Origin of the sequence: Pseudomonas sp. GM84 (assembly GCF_000282535.1) — a bacterium.
Taxonomy (GTDB): domain Bacteria; phylum Pseudomonadota; class Gammaproteobacteria; order Pseudomonadales; family Pseudomonadaceae; genus Aquipseudomonas.
Genome location: NZ_AKJC01000124.1, coordinates 1 through 16,924 on the forward strand (window position 1 = coordinate 1; position 16,924 = coordinate 16,924).

Annotated in this window: 18 protein-coding genes; 16 read left to right on the forward strand and 2 right to left on the reverse strand. The window is 61.9% G+C overall.

From position 1 onward, the window contains the following. Positions 1-323: 323 nt before the first annotated feature. From PMI38_RS11135 to PMI38_RS11190, 12 genes are all read left to right on the forward strand, one after another. Entirely contained in the window at positions 324-830 is a 507-nt protein-coding gene (locus tag PMI38_RS11135) for a disulfide bond formation protein B (RefSeq protein WP_008093818.1), read from the forward strand. A gap of 557 nt (positions 831-1,387) precedes the next feature. Continuing rightward, positions 1,388-2,332, forward strand: a complete 945-nt coding sequence (gene cyoA, locus PMI38_RS11140) for a ubiquinol oxidase subunit II (protein WP_008093820.1) — start codon at positions 1,388-1,390, stop codon at positions 2,330-2,332. Between the two features lie 3 nt (positions 2,333-2,335). Further along, positions 2,336-4,354 carry a cytochrome o ubiquinol oxidase subunit I gene (gene cyoB / locus PMI38_RS11145; RefSeq protein ID WP_008093822.1) on the forward strand — a complete coding sequence of 673 codons (2,019 nt, stop codon included), beginning with the start codon at positions 2,336-2,338 and terminating at the stop codon, positions 4,352-4,354. 3 nt (positions 4,355-4,357) lie between these two features. Beyond that, the gene (cyoC, locus tag PMI38_RS11150) at positions 4,358-4,981 is read left to right on the forward strand and encodes a cytochrome o ubiquinol oxidase subunit III (RefSeq protein ID WP_008093824.1); all 624 of its coding nucleotides are present in this window, start codon (positions 4,358-4,360) and stop codon (positions 4,979-4,981) included. After that, complete coding sequence (gene cyoD / locus PMI38_RS11155) at positions 4,981-5,313, forward strand: cytochrome o ubiquinol oxidase subunit IV (RefSeq protein WP_008093827.1); 333 nt, start codon at positions 4,981-4,983, stop codon at positions 5,311-5,313. The genes cyoC and cyoD overlap by 1 nt, the downstream gene beginning before the upstream one ends. Positions 5,314-5,324: 11 nt before the next feature. Further along, positions 5,325-6,212, forward strand: a complete 888-nt coding sequence (gene cyoE / locus PMI38_RS11160) for a heme o synthase (protein ID WP_008093829.1) — start codon at positions 5,325-5,327, stop codon at positions 6,210-6,212. A 326-nt stretch (positions 6,213-6,538) separates the two neighbouring features. After that, positions 6,539-7,747 carry an alanine transaminase gene (gene alaC / locus PMI38_RS11165; protein ID WP_008093832.1) on the forward strand — a complete coding sequence of 403 codons (1,209 nt, stop codon included), beginning with the start codon at positions 6,539-6,541 and terminating at the stop codon, positions 7,745-7,747. Positions 7,748-7,888: 141 nt separating this feature from the next. Beyond that, the gene (locus tag PMI38_RS11170) at positions 7,889-9,016 is read left to right on the forward strand and encodes a hypothetical protein (protein WP_008093834.1); all 1,128 of its coding nucleotides are present in this window, start codon (positions 7,889-7,891) and stop codon (positions 9,014-9,016) included. Positions 9,017-9,197: 181 nt separating this feature from the next. Then, the gene (locus PMI38_RS11175; RefSeq protein WP_008093837.1) at positions 9,198-9,581 is read left to right on the forward strand and encodes a YkgJ family cysteine cluster protein; all 384 of its coding nucleotides are present in this window, start codon (positions 9,198-9,200) and stop codon (positions 9,579-9,581) included. 175 nt (positions 9,582-9,756) lie between these two features. After that, positions 9,757-10,320 (forward strand): GNAT family N-acetyltransferase, encoded by a 564-nt coding sequence (locus tag PMI38_RS11180; protein ID WP_008093840.1) that lies wholly within the window; start codon positions 9,757-9,759, stop codon positions 10,318-10,320. Next, entirely contained in the window at positions 10,317-10,856 is a 540-nt protein-coding gene (locus tag PMI38_RS11185) for a hypothetical protein (RefSeq protein ID WP_008093843.1), read from the forward strand. Before PMI38_RS11180 ends, PMI38_RS11185 begins: the two co-directional genes overlap by 4 nt. A 9-nt stretch (positions 10,857-10,865) precedes the next feature. Then, the gene (locus PMI38_RS11190; protein WP_008093845.1) at positions 10,866-11,252 is read left to right on the forward strand and encodes a lysozyme inhibitor LprI family protein; all 387 of its coding nucleotides are present in this window, start codon (positions 10,866-10,868) and stop codon (positions 11,250-11,252) included. Between the two features lie 91 nt (positions 11,253-11,343). Here PMI38_RS11190 and mnmH read toward each other — a convergent pair whose 3' ends face one another. Beyond that, entirely contained in the window at positions 11,344-12,441 is a 1,098-nt protein-coding gene (gene mnmH, locus PMI38_RS11195) for a tRNA 2-selenouridine(34) synthase MnmH (protein ID WP_008093847.1), read from the reverse strand. After that, the gene (gene selD / locus PMI38_RS11200; RefSeq protein ID WP_008093849.1) at positions 12,441-13,475 is read right to left on the reverse strand and encodes a selenide, water dikinase SelD; all 1,035 of its coding nucleotides are present in this window, start codon (positions 13,473-13,475) and stop codon (positions 12,441-12,443) included. Before selD ends, mnmH begins: the two co-directional genes overlap by 1 nt. A gap of 124 nt (positions 13,476-13,599) precedes the next feature. Here selD and PMI38_RS11205 point away from each other — a divergent pair, with 124 nt between their 5' ends. From PMI38_RS11205 to phnE, 4 genes are read left to right on the forward strand one after another with little or no spacing between them, the layout of a single operon-like run. Then, positions 13,600-14,454 (forward strand): putative selenate ABC transporter substrate-binding protein, encoded by an 855-nt coding sequence (locus tag PMI38_RS11205; RefSeq protein ID WP_008093851.1) that lies wholly within the window; start codon positions 13,600-13,602, stop codon positions 14,452-14,454. Continuing rightward, entirely contained in the window at positions 14,451-15,245 is a 795-nt protein-coding gene (locus PMI38_RS11210) for a phosphonate ABC transporter ATP-binding protein (protein WP_008093853.1), read from the forward strand. Before PMI38_RS11205 ends, PMI38_RS11210 begins: the two co-directional genes overlap by 4 nt. Beyond that, positions 15,239-16,066, forward strand: a complete 828-nt coding sequence (locus PMI38_RS11215) for a PhnE/PtxC family ABC transporter permease (RefSeq protein WP_008093855.1) — start codon at positions 15,239-15,241, stop codon at positions 16,064-16,066. Before PMI38_RS11210 ends, PMI38_RS11215 begins: the two co-directional genes overlap by 7 nt. Then, positions 16,063-16,830 carry a phosphonate ABC transporter, permease protein PhnE gene (gene phnE / locus PMI38_RS11220; RefSeq protein WP_008093857.1) on the forward strand — a complete coding sequence of 256 codons (768 nt, stop codon included), beginning with the start codon at positions 16,063-16,065 and terminating at the stop codon, positions 16,828-16,830. Before PMI38_RS11215 ends, phnE begins: the two co-directional genes overlap by 4 nt. Positions 16,831-16,924 lie beyond the last annotated feature (94 nt).

The window sequence follows — 16,924 nt, forward strand, 5'->3', positions numbered from 1 at the left end:
CCGGCGATGAGGCCGGTACAGTCACCTGCTATATATAAGGAAGGATCAGCCGCAACGGCCATCTTTCACCTTAATCCTCCTTTAATCACTGTATCCTTCACTCCCGGGTGTCGAGGGGCTTGCCCCTGCGCGGTACCTGATCTGCCGCTTTTTACCGGCCGACGTTGAACCGACGTTGCCGCAGCCGGTCTGAAGCCATCTCCGGATAGCCCTGCGCAGTGCTGTCTCGCCGCTTCCTCGACACGCTACAAGGCCCTGCCTGCGTGTAGACTTGCGCCAGGCAGGCCCATGACGCTGCCCTCTATCCATCGAAGGAATCGGCAATGAACGAACTGACACTGCGCCTGAATCGGGAACGGCGCTTTCTGGTGCTGCTGGGGCTGATCTGTCTGTCCCTGATCGGCGGCGCGTTGTACATGCAGGTCGTGCTGGGCGAAGCGCCTTGCCCACTGTGCATCCTGCAGCGCTATGCACTGCTGTTCATCGCGGTCTTCGCGTTCATTGCCGCGGCGATGCCTGGACGCCGCAGCCTGACCTTCTTCGAGTGCCTTGTGGTACTCAGCGCGATTGGCGGAATCGTTGCGGCCGGCAACCATGTGTATATACTCGCCAACCCCATGGTCAGCTGCGGTATCGACACCCTCCAGCCGATCGTCGACGACCTGCCCCTGGCCAAGCTCTGGCCATTGGCGTTTCAGGTAGACGGCTTCTGCAGCACGGCATACCCGCCGATCCTCGGCCTGTCGCTGGCGCAATGGGCACTGGTGGCATTCGTGCTCACGGCCATCCTGGTTCCGCTCGGCATCTACCGCAATCGGCGCCATCGTTAGACATTAGTCCCGAATTCAGTGAGGTCTTTTGCACCCACAGAGAAGAGGGAAAATTCCCCTCCCGCTTGATCCAGATCAATCACAAACCCTTGCCACATGCGGCTTTGAGGTCTATCAAGCGGGGTGCGACAAACTGTCGCGAAGTTGAATTTCGGGTACCTATTGTTACGGATTCTGTAAAAGACTGTTGCTCAATAAGTCATAGTCAAGGGTTGGCGACCTCACTACAATCGCCCCCAATTTCCGTTCGGCACTGCTTGCGAGTCGCAGGATTGAAGGAAGCCCAGCGCTTTCTTTTGCTGACTTCGTCAAGTTTCGCCCAGCGGCGATACCGAGCGGACACCCCTCCGCGTTTTCCCGCACCAAATGGATTTGGTCTGAAGTACAGGCCTTTTGCCTACGAAACCATAAGCACCGCTAACCCGCTTGAGCCAAGGTCCTGCAGTCGGACCCCAGGCAGGAGCGAGTACGGGCGTGAATTGCCTCACTTGGCAGGACGAAGTGCTGGCTACCAAAACACAAATTGCATTGAAGCAAGCTGATCTAGAGGTCGTGAGATGAGTAAAAAGCGTTACCCCAGACTGTTTGGCATATTGCCCTTTTTAGGCATGCTTTTACTCAGTGGGTGCAACTGGACCCTGCTCGACCCGAAAGGTCAGGTCGGCATTGAGCAAAAGAACCTCATCCTCATCGCTACCGGCCTGATGCTGCTGGTGGTGATCCCGGTCATCATCATGACCGTGGCGTTCGCCTGGAAGTACCGTGCTTCCAACAAGGCGGCCACCTACACCCCCGACTGGTCGCACTCGACCAAGATCGAGGCTGCGGTGTGGATCATCCCGATCATCATCATCATCGCCCTGGGTTATGTCACCTACCACTCCACCCACAAGCTGGACCCTTACCGTCCGCTGGATTCGGACGTGAAGCCGATTCAGATCGACGTGGTCGCTCTGGACTGGAAGTGGCTGTTCATCTACCCGGAGCAGGGCATCGCGACGGTCAACAAGATCAACTTCCCGGCTAACACCCCGGTCAATTTCCGCGTCACTTCCGACGCCGTGATGAACTCGTTCTTCATCCCGGGCCTGGGTGGCCAGATCTACGCCATGGCCGGCATGACCACCAAGCTGCACCTGATCGCCAACGAAAACGGCGAGTTCGACGGTATCAGCGCCAACTACAGCGGCGCTGGCTTCACCGGCATGAAATTCAAGGCTACTGCAACTTCCCAGGAAGACTTCGACAAGTGGGTCGCCGAGGTCAAGCAGTCGCCGTTGAAACTGGGCGAGGCAGAGTACGAAGCTCTGGCCAAACCTAGCGAATACAACCCAGTCGCGCTGTACAGCGAGGCACCAGCAGAGCTGTTCCAGTCGATCGTTGACAAGTACGAAGGCATGAACCGCGGCAAGCCGGTCCACGAAGAAGCAGGCAGCAAAGATCTGGCCACTACCAAGGGTGTGGAATCGAGTATGCAACCAGCTGCCGGGGCAGAGGAGTAAGAGATGTTCGGTAAATTAAGCCTGGAGGCGATACCCTATCACGAGCCGATAGTCATGGTGACGCTTGCCATGATCGCGCTCGGCGGTATCGCTGTCGTCGGTCTAATCACCTATTTCCGCAAGTGGACCTACTTGTGGACCGAGTGGCTGACCACGGTCGACCACAAGAAAATCGGGGTGATGTACATCATCGTCGCGATGATCATGCTGCTGCGCGGCTTCGCCGACGCCATCATGATGCGTACACAGCTGGCTGCTGCTACCGGCGGCTCCGAAGGCTACCTGCCGCCTGAACACTATGACCAGATCTTCACCGCCCACGGTGTGATCATGATCATCTTCATGGCGATGCCGTTCTTCACCGGCCTGATGAACCTGGCGGTTCCTCTGCAGATCGGTGCACGTGACGTTGCCTTCCCGTTCCTGAACTCCCTGAGCTTCTACCTGCTGCTGGCAGGCGTGCTGCTGGTCAACATCTCGCTGGGCGTTGGTGAATTCGCCAAGACCGGCTGGGTTGCCTATCCGCCGCTCGCGGGCATTCAGTACAGCCCTGGGGTGGGTGTCGACTACTACATCTGGGCGCTACAGCTCTCAGGCTTGGGTACGACGCTTACCGGTGTGAACTTCCTCGTCACCGTGATGAAGATGCGCGCACCTGGCATGAAACTGATGGACATGCCGATCTTCACCTGGACCTGCACCTGGGCCAACGTTCTGATCGTCGCTTCGTTCCCGATCCTGACCGCCGCACTCGCTCTGCTGACTGTTGACCGTTATCTGGACTTCCACATTTTCACCAACGAGCTTGGTGGGAACCCGATGATGTACGTCAACCTGTTCTGGGCGTGGGGTCACCCTGAGGTTTACATCCTGATCCTGCCGGCCTTCGGCGTGTTCTCGGAAGTGACTTCGACCTTCTCCGGCAAGCGTCTGTTTGGCCACCACTCGATGATCTACGCATCGGGCGCAATCGCCATCCTGGGCTTCGCTGTATGGCTGCACCACTTCTTCACCATGGGTGCCGGCGCCAGCGTCAACACCTTCTTCGGCCTGGCGACGATGCTGATCTCCATTCCGACCGGTGTGAAGCTGTTCAACTGGCTGTTCACCATGTACCAGGGCCGTGTGCGCTTCACCGCACCGATGCTGTGGACCCTGGGCTTCATGATCACCTTCTCCATCGGTGGCATGACCGGCGTTCTGCTGGCTGTTCCAGGTGCTGACTTCGTGCTGCACAACAGCCTGTTCGTTATCGCTCACTTCCACAACGTGATCATCGGTGGTGCGGTGTTCGGCTACATCGCCGGCTTCGCCTTCTGGTTCCCGAAAGCCTTCGGTTTCACCCTGAACGAGAAGTGGGGCAAAGCTGCCTTCTGGTTCTGGATCTCGGGCTTCTACGTAGCGTTCATGCCGCTGTACGCCCTGGGCTTCATGGGCATGACCCGTCGTCTGAACCACTCCGACAACCCACTGTGGGAACCCTACCTGTACGTTGCCGTCGTCGGCGCCGTGCTGATCCTGTTCGGTATCGCTTGCCAGCTGATCCAGCTCTACGTTTCGGTCCGCGACCGCAACCAGAACCTGGACGTGACCGGCGACCCATGGGGCGGTCGTACTCTGGAATGGTCGACTTCGTCGCCACCTCCGTTCTACAACTTCGCCCACATGCCTGAGCAGGTTGGCCTGGATGCCTGGCACGAAACCAAGCAGACCGGCAACGCCTACAAGCCAGCGAAGAAGTTCGACGCGATCCACATGCCGAGCAACACCTCCACTGGTTTGTTCATGGGCCTGTTCCTGACCGTCTTCGGCTTTGCCTTCATCTGGCACATCTGGTGGCTGGTTGGCGCAAGCCTGGTTGCAACCATCGCTGTCTTCGTTCGCCACGCTGCGCGTGACGACCAGGGCTACATGGTTCCGGCCGAAGAAGTGGCGCGCATCGAAGGCGAGCGCATGAAAGCGCTGGCCAAAGCAGGTGCTCTGCCTGCCGGCGCACGTGTCGAATCGTTTGAGCGGGTGTAATCAATGTCCAGTCAAGTAATGCACGGCGCTGCTCATGGTCACGACCATGGGCATGACGACCACCACCACGACTCGGGCCAGATGACCGTACTCGGTTTCTGGCTGTACCTGATGACCGACTGCATCCTGTTTGCGTCGCTCTTCGCCACCTACGCGGTGCTGTCCGGCAGTTTTGCCGGCGGCCCGTCGGGTCACGACATCTTCCAGCTCGACTTCGTGCTGGTTGAAACCGCGTTCCTGCTGCTGTCCTCGATCACCTTCGGCTTCGCCATGCTGAAGATGTTCGACGGCAAGAAAGCAGGTGTGCTGGGCTGGTTGGCAGTGACCTTCCTGTTCGGTGCAGGCTTCATCGCGATGGAAATCTATGAATTCCATCACCTGATCGCCGAGGGCTTCGGTCCTCAGCGCAGTGGCTTCCTGTCGGGCTTCTTCGCCCTGGTAGGCACCCACGGTCTGCACGTGACCGCCGGCCTGATCTGGATGGCAATCATGATGTACCAGATCAACAAGCACGGCATCACGCCGACCGCCAAGACCCGCATGAGCTGCCTGAGCCTGTTCTGGCACTTCCTGGACGTGGTCTGGATCTGCGTATTCACCGTCGTTTACCTGCTGGGGGTTCTGTAATGGCTAACGCACACGACACTCATCACGAAGGTAATCACGGTAGCGTCAAGTCCTACATGGTCGGCTTCGTACTGTCGATCATCCTGACTGCGATCCCGTTCGGCCTGGTGATGTTCCCAAGCCTGCCGAAGAACCTGACCGTCCTGGTCGTGGTGGCCATGGCCGTCATCCAGGTGGTAGTGCACCTCGTGTACTTCCTGCACATGGACCGCTCGAAAGAGCAGCGTTCCAACGTGTCGACGTTCCTGTTCACCGCCATGGTAATTGCACTGCTGGTCGGCCTGTCGCTGTGGATCATGTTCAGCATCCACTTCGAAATGTTGGCCAAGTGAGGTAAGACTGCATGTCCGTTAAGCACTTTATCCAAATCACCAAACCGGGGATCATTTTCGGTAACGTGCTTTCCGTGGCAGGCGGTTTCTTCCTTGCCTCGAAGGGCCATGTGGACTTCGCCTTGTTCCTGGCGGTGGTGATCGGTACTTCGCTGGTGGTTGCGTCCGGATGCGTGTTCAACAACTGCATCGACCGTGACATCGACCACAAGATGGAGCGCACCAAGAACCGCGTTATGGTGCAGGGCGGCATGTCGCTGCCCCTCGCGCTGATCTACGCCACCCTGCTCGGGGTGGCGGGTTTCAGCCTGCTGTATGTCCAGGCCAACCCACTGTCGGCGTTCTGCGCAGCTGTAGGCTTCATCGTCTACGTCGGTTTCTACAGCCTGTGGCTGAAGCGCAAATCGGTGCACGGCACCTTGGTCGGCAGCCTGTCCGGTGCCATGCCTCCGGTGATCGGCTACTGCGCCGTGAGCAACAGCTTCGACCTGGCTGCGGTAACCCTGCTGGTGATGTTCAGCCTGTGGCAGATGCCGCACAGCTTTGCCATCGCGATCTTCCGCTTCAAGGATTACAGCGCTGCCAACATTCCGGTCCTGCCGGTGGCGCGCGGCATCCTCGCGGCGAAGAAGCAGATCGTGCTGTACGTGCTGGCCTTCGTGCTCGCGACCCTGATGCTCACCCTCGGCGGTTACGCCGGCCTCGGCTACCTGGCCGTGGCAGCAGCCATGGGCCTGTACTGGCTGTACATGGCGTGGGGTGGCTACAAGGCCGAGGACGACAGCAAGTGGGCGCGCAAGGTATTCGGCTTCTCCATCCTCACCGTCACTGCGCTTAGCGTGATGATGTCGGTGGACAGCCAGACTGCCGCGGACGTGCTGATGACGTACGCGCGCTGATACAGTCGCCTGTTACACGAAAACCCCGGCCTTGGTGCCGGGGTTTTTTTATGCCTGCTCCGGCCCTATCGCCGGCAAGCCGGCTCCCACAGGTACACCACTGCTCTTGAGGGCCCTGATGTCCCTGTAGGAGCCGGCTTGCCGGCGATGAGGCCAGTGCGGCTACTGAAAATCTGAAATATTCAAAGCATCAGTTTGAAAAGATCTAACAAAACAGGTAATTGTCCTTTACAGGCGATATCCAGCGGCATTATCTTCTGATTCGGCCGCCGCAGCGGCCAGCGTCGCTCGGACGGTTCCGGGCGCTTACGTCTCCAGAGGAAGCCATGGCCAACCCAGGTTCGCCGCGCCGCTTTGCGCGCATCGATCGTCTCCCGCCCTACGTCTTCAACATCACCGCCGAACTCAAGATGGCAGCCCGTCGCCGTGGCGAGGACATCATCGACTTGAGCATGGGCAACCCCGATGGCGCCACGCCGCCGCACATCGTCGAGAAGCTGGTGCAAGTCGCCCAGCGTGATGACACCCACGGTTACTCTACGTCTCGCGGTATCCCGCGCCTGCGCCGTGCCATCTCCAACTGGTACAAGGAGCGCTACGACGTCGCCATCGACCCGGAAAGCGAAGCCATCGTCACCATCGGCTCCAAAGAGGGCCTGGCGCACCTGATGCTTGGCACCCTCGACCATGGCGACACGGTGCTGGTGCCCAACCCGAGCTACCCGATCCACATCTACGGCGCCGTCATCGCCGGTGCCCAGGTGCGTTCGGTGCCGCTGGTGCCGGGTGTGGACTTCTTCAACGAGCTTGAGCGCGCGATCCGCGAGTCGATCCCCAAGCCGAAGATGATGATCCTTGGCTTCCCGTCCAACCCTACCGCCCAGTGCGTCGAGCTGGACTTCTTCGAGCGCGTGGTGGCCCTGGCCAAGCAATACGATGTGCTGGTGGTGCATGACCTGGCCTATGCCGATATCGTCTACGACGGCTGGAAGGCACCGTCGATCATGCAGGTGCCGGGCGCCAAGGACATTGCGGTGGAGTTCTTCACGCTGTCCAAGAGCTACAACATGGCAGGCTGGCGGATCGGCTTCATGGTCGGCAATCCCGAGCTGGTGAGTGCCCTGGCGCGGATCAAGAGCTACCACGACTACGGCACGTTCACCCCGCTGCAGGTTGCGGCAATTGCTGCGCTTGAAGGGGACCAGCAATGCGTGCGTGACATCGCCGAGCAATACCGCCAGCGTCGCAACCTGCTGGTCAAGGGCCTGCACGAGCTGGGCTGGATGGTCGAGAACCCCAAGGCGTCGATGTACGTCTGGGCCAAGATCCCGGAGCAATATGCCCATCTCGGGTCGCTTGAGTTTTCCAAGAAGCTGCTGGCCGAGGCCAAGGTTTGCGTTTCACCGGGGATCGGTTTCGGTGACTACGGCGATGACCATGTGCGCTTCGCGCTGATCGAAAACCAGGACCGCATTCGCCAGGCCATTCGTGGCATACGGCAGATGTTCCGAGCCGACGGCCTGATCCGCAAGTAGGCATCAGGCGCATGGCCAAAAAGCCGCGAGCAGGTTCAGCCTCTCGCGGCTTTTTTCTGGTGATCGGCAAGTTTTCCGGCTGCTCGCGAGTCTGAACAATCAATAGCTTTGCGCACTTCATTCGATAGACGAGGTGTGCAAATGAGTGTTTTCACGGCTTATTTCTGCGGTACCGGGTCCCACCGGTTCGATGATTCGAACCCCAATTTCTGGAACGGCGAGTTGGTATCGACGCTGGCCAGCAATGACCAAAGCCGCGAGTTCGCGCACTGGATTGCGGTCGACGGCCCAGGCAGTGGCAACCAGCAGGATGACAATCTGTTCGTCGAACCGGGCAGCTATTTCAACTGGTCAGGCACGTTGTTCGGGCGAGGTTGGGAAGAGAACGTCTCCCATGTACTGCATGTCATCAAGGGCAAGAGCGACTGGCAGCGCACCGAACTCTCCGAGAGCGAATACGCGAAGTTGAAGGCAGCCGGTGTACCCATTCCCGAAGCCACTTCCACAAGCTCCTGGTTCTGGCGCACCTACAGCTATGGCCAGCGTCAACCGACACCACAGGCGCTGCAGGAGCAGATCATTGCCCAGTTCCGCAAACCGGTCATTCCGACCCAGGTCAACCTGGTTGGCTGGAGCCGCGGTGGTATCAGTTGCCATATGCTTGCCAATGCGATGGCGGAGGACCCTCAACTCAAGCATGTTCCCGTCAACATCTTCGCCATCGACCCGGTACCCGGGGTCGGCAACTTGCAATCGCATCGAATCAAATTGGCTGGCAATGTCAAAGAGTACGTCGGGTTCTTCTCGCGTGACGAGCGGTCCAAAGGCTTCGCCTGCGTCATCCCCGCTGCTGAAAGCAGCACACGCATGTGCATATACCCAATGCCAGGGCGCCATGCCACGCTGGTGGGCAATGCTTCGCTCGATGGTGCCGGCGGTGGCAAGGTACTGGTCGAACCGGGGCTCATCGTGCGGCATTTTGCAGAAGTCTGCCTGATGCGCTGGGGTGTGAAACTGGACAAATGCCTGAGGCTCAGTGATCGCCAGCTGAACGATTACCTCAGCTCGATCGGTGCGGCTGACAACAAGTACCAGGCGATGCGCAGCCAGTCCTATACCGTGATCACTGAGGGCAAAAAGGCCGATCGCTTTGTTCACCATGGCCAAGCCCAGACCAGCTTCAGCGGGGTACGTGGCGATCATTTCGTGCCGAGCGACGGCCTCAGCCAGCAGTGTCGGGATGCCAACAGTTTCAAGGCCCTGCGCTGATCCTCAGAGGTGGCCATCGCTGAGGTGGCCGCTTTTTCAGCGGTAGCACGATGCGCTGCTACCGCCGTCAGATCAGTGGCCATGTTTTTTTGCATCAGCCCCTTCTCAGCAGCACCGGCTTCGATTACAAATGGCGCCGCGGGCCTCGCCCCCATAACAACAACCTTCCCTCCGTGCCATCATGTCCGAATATAACCCTTGCCTTGACTGCGGCGCCTGCTGCGGGTACTTCCGTGTGTCCTTCTTCTGGGGCGAATGCCAGTCTGCCGGCGGCCTCGTGCCTGACGACCTGGTGGTGCAGATCAACCCGACCCGGGTCGCGATGATCGGTACCGACGCCAAACCCTGCCGCTGCGTGAGCCTGCAGGGCGAGATCGGCAAAGAGGTGGCGTGCACCATCTACGCCAACCGTTCCAGCCCTTGCCGCGAGTTCGACGCGTCGTGGGAGGGTGGGGTGCATAACCCCAGCTGTGACGATGCGCGGGCGGCCTATGGGTTGCCGCCGCTGACACCGCCGGGGGCCAACGAGCCGCATTGGCCGGATGATGGGGCCGAGGTGGCCTGATCGTGCATCGATAGTCTGTTCGGGCCCTGTCGCCGGCAAGCCGGCTCCCACAGGTACAGCGCAAGGTCGTGGCCTGCGCGGAACCTGTGGGAGCCGGCTTGCCGGCGATGGGCTGCTCGAACAGGTCACATGACGTTAGACTGTCATCTCCCCAGCAATGGACAGGAGATCCGGCGTGACCCCACCCCGCAGTTTCCCCAGCGACCTGTGTCTCGATAGCCCGCGCCTTCAGCTACGGCCCATGCGCCATGCCGATGCCGCGCAATGGCTGGCGATCATGGCCGACCCCGAGGTCATGCGCTATTGGCATCACGCGCCCTGGCAGAACCTGGCCGAGGCCGAAAGCGCCCTCGCTGCCGACCGTGAGGCCTATGCCAATGGTGACCAGCTCAAGCTGGGCATGTACCGCCGCGACAATGGCGAACTGATCGGTATGGTTCAGCTGTTCAACATCGACGATGTCTCGCGCCGTGGCGAGATCGGCTATTGCCTGGCCAGTGCGGTGCAGGGCAGGGGCTACATGGACGAAGCGCTGACCTGTTTCATCGACTACCTCGCCCACACCCTGCACATGCGCCGCCTGGAAGGCGAGATCGACCCGCGTAACCAGGGCTCGGCGCGTACTCTCGAACGCCAGGGCTTCGTCCTCGAAGGCACATTGCGCGCGCGCTGGTGCGTGGCGGGCGAGCTGTCCGATTCCGGCATCTACGGCTTGCTGCTCGAGCCTCCTGTGGCATGACGGCTTTCTACCTGACCTGCAGCCTTGCCCTTTACCTGCTTGCCCTGTGCTTCGACGGCGCGCTGATGAGCGCCGGCAGGCACATGCCGGCCTTGCAGATGTTGCTGTATGGGCCATGGGGTGTGCCGTTCGGGCTGTTTCAATGGTTTGCCAACCCGCTGCTGGCCGTGGCCATCCTTGCCCATCGGCGTTATCGCCGATTGGCGTTGGTGGCCGGATTGGGTGCGTTGTACCTGGCGGCCAGCAGCTTCGGCATCGAACGGCTGCCGGATAACATCAGCTATGCGTTCCAGGAGCGTACGGGCTTCGGTGCAGGCTTCTACCTGTGGTTGGCGTCTATTGCCGTGTTCTGTGCAGGGCAGGCGTGGCATTGCTGGAAGGCGCGCAGCAGTGCCGACATGCCGGGCTGGCATTGGCTTGATGTGGCGCTGATCGCCGCGCTGGCGCTCGCCCTGTATGCCGCCACGCAGATGCCGTCGCTGCGCTTCGAGCCGGGCAAGGTGCTGATGCCGCCGGAACAGTTGCAGGCATTTTGAGGGATTGCGATGAACAAGCAGTATCTGATGGGGTTGGCGTTGGCCGGTTGCATGCCGCTGGCGCTGGCTGGCGACAACTCGCCGGCGTACACCCAGTGCATGGACAAGGCGTCCAGCACGGTAGCCATGAGCGGCTGCATCCAGGCCGAGACCAAGCTGCAGGATGAGCGCCTGAACCGCGTCTACAAGCACTTGATGGGCAGGCTGGATGCCGGGCAACAGAAGCGCTTGCGCGAAGTGCAGCGGCAATGGATTGGCTATCGTGACGCCAACTGCAGATTTCATGTGCAGGCAAGTGGCGGGACCCTGGCTCAGCTTGAAGGGGGGATGTGTGTGCTGGACATGACCCGGGAGCGGGCGGCGGAGCTGGAGCGGGTGCTCAGCCCGGGGCAGTGATGTGTTCTGTGCTGGCCTCATCGCCGGCAAGCCGGTTCCCACAGGTACATGTGGGAGCCGGCTTGCCGGCGATTGGGGCGCAAAGCGGCCCTCAGCGTTTACGGGCCTTGAGGTACTCCCGCACTTCCACGGCATCCCCCGCAAACTCGATGCGTTCAGCCTTGGCCTCGCGCTGGTAGGCATACATCGGATCGTAATATTCCTTCAGCAACCCCTCGATCCAGCCCCGGTGCAAGTCCACCGCACCGCTACGCGCTTGCTCTTCCAGTGCCTGGCCCAGGATCTCGTGCAAGCGCTGGAAGCGCTCTCCGCCCAAACGCTTGTGGATATTGGCCATGCTCTGCAGCAAGCGCTCGGCGTACAGTCGGCGGCCCTCTTCCTCGCCATGCAGCGCGACGAACTCGGCGCAGAGGTTGATCACATAATCGCGCAGAATACGTTCCACACGGTTTTCGAAGCTGTCTTCCAGCCACACCATCGGGTACTGCTGCATGCCCTGGTACAGCGCCAGTGGCACCGTGCAACTGCCGACGATACGGCCTTCGTCCTCCAGCACGAACTGTTCGATGCCGCGGGCGCGCTTTTTCAGCACATCAATCGCCAGCTTGTTCTCGAAGTCGATCTGCGCCGGTTGCGCGGTGGCGCGCTTGCCGAAGCTGGAGCCACGGTGGTTGGCGTGGCCTTCGAGGTCGAGCACATTGTTCAGCTGGTGCAGCACATCGGTCTTGCCGGTGCCGGTAAGGCCACCAACCAGCACGAAATCGCACTGCTCGACAGCGTGCTGGGTAGTCTCCAGCAGGAAGGTGCGCAGGGCCTTGTAGCCACCCTTGATCCGGGGGTAGGCAATGCCCGCCTCATCGCGCAGCCATTGCTGGACGATCAGCGAACGCAGGCCGCCACGGAAGCAGTACAAGTAACCATCGGGGTGCGCCTTGGCGAAGCTGGCCCAGGCATGCAGACGCTCACGCTTGGTGGCGCCGCTGACCAGTTGATGGCCGAGGGTGATGGCGGCGGCCTGGCCTTGCTGCTTGTAGCAGGTGCCGACCTTCTGCCGCTCCTGGTCGTTCATCAGCGGCAGGTTGATAGCGCCTGGGAAGGCGCCCTTGGCGAATTCGATGGGCGCGCGCATGTCCATCATGGGCGCGTCATCGAGGAACAGCTGGCGGAAGTCGGTGCAGTCGGGGCGCATCAGTTCACCTCGACTGCGTGGCTCTGTCGCTCGACCAGCTTGCCGATTGGCGACAGTTGCAGGCCCAGTTCAGCTGCCAGCGCGAGGAATTCGGCTTCGCCTTCAGGGCTGACGGCGACCAGCAGACCCCCACTGGTCTGCGGGTCGCACAGCAGGTGCTTCTGCTCGTCGCTCAGCGGGCCGAGCTTGTGCCCGTAGCTGTCGAAGTTGCGCAGGGTGCCACCCGGAATGCAGCCTTCGGCCAGGTAATGCTCGACGCTGGGCAGACGTGGCACGGCGGCGTAGTCCAGGTGCGCGGTCAGGCCGCTGCCCTCGGCCAGTTCGACCAGGTGGCCGAGCAGGCCGAAACCGGTCACGTCGGTCATTGCCTTGACGCCGTCGAGCTTGCCGAAACGGCTGCCCGGGGTATTGAGGGTGCACATCCAGTCACGGGCCAGGCCTTGGTCCTGTTCACGCAGCTTGGCCTTTTTCTCGGCGGTGGTGAGGATGCCGATGCCCAGTGGCTTGGTCAGGTACAGACGGCAGCCGACGGTAGCGGTGTCGTTGCGCTTGAGGTGGCGTTTGCTGACCACGCCGGTCACCGCCAGGCCGAAGATCGGCTCGGGAGCGTCGATGGAGTGGCCGCCGGCCAAGGGAATGCCGGCCTCGGCGCAGACCGCGCGACCGCCGCGGATCACCTCGCGGGCAACTTCCGGTGGCAGCACGTTGACCGGCCAGCCGAGGATGGCGATGGCCATCAGCGGGTCACCCCCCATAGCGTAGATGTCGCTGATGGCGTTGGTCGCGGCGATACGGCCGAAGTCATACGGGTCGTCGACGATGGGCATGAAGAAATCGGTGGTGGAGACCACGCCACGCTCGTCATCCAGGGCGTAGACGGCGGCGTCGTCGCGCGAGGCATTGCCGACCCAGAGTTTCGGGTCCAGGGCCTGGGCGCCGCTTTCGGCCAGGATCACATCCAGCACCTTGGGGGAGATCTTGCATCCACAGCCGGCACCGTGGCTGTACTGGGTCAGGCGGATCGGCTCGCTCATACGCACCTCTGGGATCGAATTGTTGCGCGATTGTAGCAAAGCTGGCCTTTGCGCCCCTGGCTCTTATACTTCCCACGGTCGGCAGGTTGCCGCATTTTCCCCGCTATCGAACCGGAGAACTCCCATGCTCAAACGCCCATTGGCGCTCGCCGCCGGCCTCGTGCTGTCCTGCTGTGCCGTTGTCGTCCAGGCCGCTGAAACCCTGCGGGTCAGTGCCATCCCTGACGAGGCGCCGACCGAACTGCTGCGCAAGTTCGAGCCACTGGGCAAGTACCTGTCCACGCAACTGGGCATGGACGTGAAGTTCGTACCGGTGGCCGACTACCCGGCGGTGGTCGAATCGCTGGCCAGCGACCGCCTGGACCTGGCCTGGCTGGGCGGCTTCACGTTCGTTCAGGTGCACCTCAAAGACCCGACCGCCACGCCGCTGGTGCAGCGTGAGCAGGACGCCCAGTTCACGTCCAAGTTCATCACCGCCAACCCCAACGTGAAGAGCCTGGCCGACCTCAAGGGCAAGTCGTTCGCCTTCGGTTCGATCTCGTCCACCTCGGGCAGCCTGATGCCGCGCTACTTCATGCTCAAGGAAGACAACATCAAGCCGGAAAGCTACTTCAGCCGCGTGGCCTATTCCGGCGCCCACGACGCTACCGTGGCCTGGGTGCAGGCCGGCAAGGTCGATGGCGGCGTGCTCAACGCCAGCGTCTGGCAGAAACTGGTCGATGCCGGCAAGGTCGACACCAGCAAGGTCAAGGTATTCGCCACCACGCCGGCCTATTACGACTACAACTGGACGGTGCGCGGCAACATGGAGCCGGCGCTGAAAGAGAAGATCAAGAAGGCCTTCCTCGACCTCGATCCGGCCAACCCGGAGCACAAGAAGATCCTCGACCTGCAGGCGGCCAGCCGCTTCATCGAGACCAAGCCCGAGAACTACCAGGGCACCGAGCAAGCCGCACGCGAGGCCGGCCTGCTCAAGTGACTATTCATGTACACGGCGCCGGCCTGAGACATGGCCAGGTCCGCGCGCTCGAGGCGGTGAGCCTGCGTATCGACAAGGGTGAACGGGTGGCGATCATCGGCCCTTCGGGGGCTGGCAAGTCCAGCCTGCTGCACCTGATGGCCACGGCCGTGCAGCCCAGCAGTGGTCACCTGGAGTTGTTCGGCGAACAGCCTTGGGCGCTGTCATCCGGCGCCCGTCAACGCTTGCGAGCCAGGATCGGCCTGGTGCATCAGGCGCCGCCCCTGCCGCCGCGCCAGCGGGTGGTCACGGCAGTGCTGGCCGGCCGGCTGGGGCAGTGGGGCACCCTGCGCGGCCTGCTCAACCTGGTCTACCCCACCGATGTGCCGGGCGCGCGACAGGTGCTGGCGGAACTGGGCCTGGCCGACAAGCTGTTCGTCCAGTGCGGGCAATTGTCCGGTGGCCAGTTGCAGCGAGTCGGTATCGCCCGGGCCCTGTATCAGCGCCCTGAAGTGCTGCTGACCGATGAGCCGGTGTCGGCCATGGACCCGGTGCTGGCCGAGCATAGCCTGGCACTGCTCAACCGCCATGCCCAGGCTAACGGCGTCACGCTGGTGGCCAGCCTGCATGCGGTCGAACTGGCCCTGGCGCATTTCCCACGGGTGATCGGCATTCGTGAGGGGCGGGTGGTATTCGACTGTGCGGCGCACGCCGTGAGCGAGCAGCTGCTCGATGCCCTTTACGCCAACGAACAACTGGCCTCGCCGGTTGTTCAGGGGCCGACCCTGACTGTGCAGATTCCCCGATGCTGAAGGCCGAGGCCCGCGACCCGGCGCTATTGCCGCGGTTGTTGTTCACGTTGCTTGCCCTGGCCGTGTCGTGGCCAGGGTTGCAGTTGAGCGAGCTGAACCCTGGGGTCTTGCTGCAGGCGGAAAACCGTCAGCAGATCGCCAACTTCACCCGCGCCTTCTGGCCTCCGGCGCACGATGCCGAGTTCCTCCAACTGCTGTACACCGCGACCTTGCAGACCCTGGCCGTTGCCACCGCCGGCATGGCCTTGGCGCTGCTGCTGGCGATCCCCACCAGCCTTCTGGCCAGCCGCGCCCTGTCGCTGCGCGCGGCATCCCGGAGCGGGCGTGCGGGCGGGTGGTCGCGCCTGGTGCGCATGCCGGTGCGGGGCTTGCTGATCTTTCTGCGCAGCGTGCCGGAAATCGTCTGGGCACTGCTGTTCGTTCGTGCCGTGGGCCTGGGGCCGACTGCGGGTGTACTGGCCATCGCCATCACTTACAGCGGCATGCTCGGCAAGGTCTATGCGGAAATCTTCGAGTCGGTCGACCAGCGTCCCGCGCATGCCTTGATGCAGGGCGGCAGTGGCCGGCTGGCGGCATTCGGCTATGGCATCTTGCCGAGTGCCGTCGCGGAACTGGTGTCCTACACCGTCTATCGCTGGGAATGCGCCGTGCGTGCGTCGGTGGTGATGGGCTTTGTCGGCGCCGGCGGGTTGGGGCAGCAGATCGACCTGTCCATGCGCATGTTCGCCGGCGGTGAGGTGGCGAGCATGTTGCTGGCCTTTTTTGGCCTGGTACTGCTGGCTGACCTGCTGAGCCGCTTCTTGCGCGGGAGGCTGGCATGAACCGGCTGGTCAACCTGCTGGTCATCAGCGCCATCGTCGCGGCGGTGGTGGCGTCGTTTGGCTATCTGCAGCTGGACCTGCACGCGCTGGTTGGCGATGGCGGGCTGGGGCAGATGGGCGAATATGTGGGTCGCTTCCTGCAACCGGACTTATCCACAGAGCATCTGCGCGCGGTGGGTCATGGCGCCCTGGAAACCCTGGCGATGTCGGGGCTGGGTACGCTGCTGGCGATGGTGCTGGGCATGCTCCTGGCCTTGCCGGCGGCGGGGCGTTTCGGCTGGCCGCTGCAATCGGTGGCGCGGTTGTTGCTCAATGCCTTGCGCGCCATCCCTGAGCTGGTGTGGGCGGCACTGACGGTGCTGGCAGCCGGGTTGGGTCCCAATGCCGGTACGCTGGCCCTGGCGCTGCACACGGCAGGGGTGTTGGGCCGGTTGTTCGCCGAAGCGCTGGAGAATGCGCCGGTCGAGCCTGCAGCGGCGATACGCCTGCAGGGGGGCGGGCAGGTCGCGGCGTTCTGCTTCGGCACCTTGCCCAATTTGTGGCCGCAGTTGCTGGCCTACAGCTTGTATCGCTGGGAAAACAACATTCGCATGGCCAGTGTGCTGGGGTTTGTTGGCGCAGGGGGACTCGGGCAGATGCTCTATACCACCCTGAGCCTGTTCCAGGAGGCGCAGGCCAGTACGGTGATCATGGCGATGCTGGTGCTGGTGTTGCTGGTGGATGCCTTCAGTGATGTGCTGCGCCAGCGCTATGTGCGTGCCTGAGCAATAGCCGGGGCCGCTGCGCGGCCCAATCGCCGGCAAGCCGGCTCCCACAGGATTCCCGCAATCCACTGTACGTGTGGGAGCCGGCTTGCCG

Bases quoted from the DNA above. Each gene is read 5' to 3' on its own strand.
- PMI38_RS11135 (WP_008093818.1), top strand. From the start codon at position 324: ATGAACGAACTGACACTGCGCCTGAATCGGGAACGGCGCTTTCTGGTG.
- cyoA (WP_008093820.1), top strand. From the start codon at position 1,388: ATGAGTAAAAAGCGTTACCCCAGACTGTTTGGCATATTGCCCTTTTTA.
- cyoB (WP_008093822.1), top strand. From the start codon at position 2,336: ATGTTCGGTAAATTAAGCCTGGAGGCGATACCCTATCACGAGCCGATA.
- cyoC (WP_008093824.1), top strand. From the start codon at position 4,358: ATGTCCAGTCAAGTAATGCACGGCGCTGCTCATGGTCACGACCATGGG.
- cyoD (WP_008093827.1), top strand. From the start codon at position 4,981: ATGGCTAACGCACACGACACTCATCACGAAGGTAATCACGGTAGCGTC.
- cyoE (WP_008093829.1), top strand. From the start codon at position 5,325: ATGTCCGTTAAGCACTTTATCCAAATCACCAAACCGGGGATCATTTTC.
- alaC (WP_008093832.1), top strand. From the start codon at position 6,539: ATGGCCAACCCAGGTTCGCCGCGCCGCTTTGCGCGCATCGATCGTCTC.
- PMI38_RS11170 (WP_008093834.1), top strand. From the start codon at position 7,889: ATGAGTGTTTTCACGGCTTATTTCTGCGGTACCGGGTCCCACCGGTTC.
- PMI38_RS11175 (WP_008093837.1), top strand. From the start codon at position 9,198: ATGTCCGAATATAACCCTTGCCTTGACTGCGGCGCCTGCTGCGGGTAC.
- PMI38_RS11185 (WP_008093843.1), top strand. From the start codon at position 10,317: ATGACGGCTTTCTACCTGACCTGCAGCCTTGCCCTTTACCTGCTTGCC.
- PMI38_RS11190 (WP_008093845.1), top strand. From the start codon at position 10,866: ATGAACAAGCAGTATCTGATGGGGTTGGCGTTGGCCGGTTGCATGCCG.
- mnmH (WP_008093847.1), bottom strand. From the start codon at position 12,441: ATGCGCCCCGACTGCACCGACTTCCGCCAGCTGTTCCTCGATGACGCG.
- selD (WP_008093849.1), bottom strand. From the start codon at position 13,475: ATGAGCGAGCCGATCCGCCTGACCCAGTACAGCCACGGTGCCGGCTGT.
- PMI38_RS11205 (WP_008093851.1), top strand. From the start codon at position 13,600: ATGCTCAAACGCCCATTGGCGCTCGCCGCCGGCCTCGTGCTGTCCTGC.
- PMI38_RS11215 (WP_008093855.1), top strand. From the start codon at position 15,239: ATGCTGAAGGCCGAGGCCCGCGACCCGGCGCTATTGCCGCGGTTGTTG.
- phnE (WP_008093857.1), top strand. From the start codon at position 16,063: ATGAACCGGCTGGTCAACCTGCTGGTCATCAGCGCCATCGTCGCGGCG.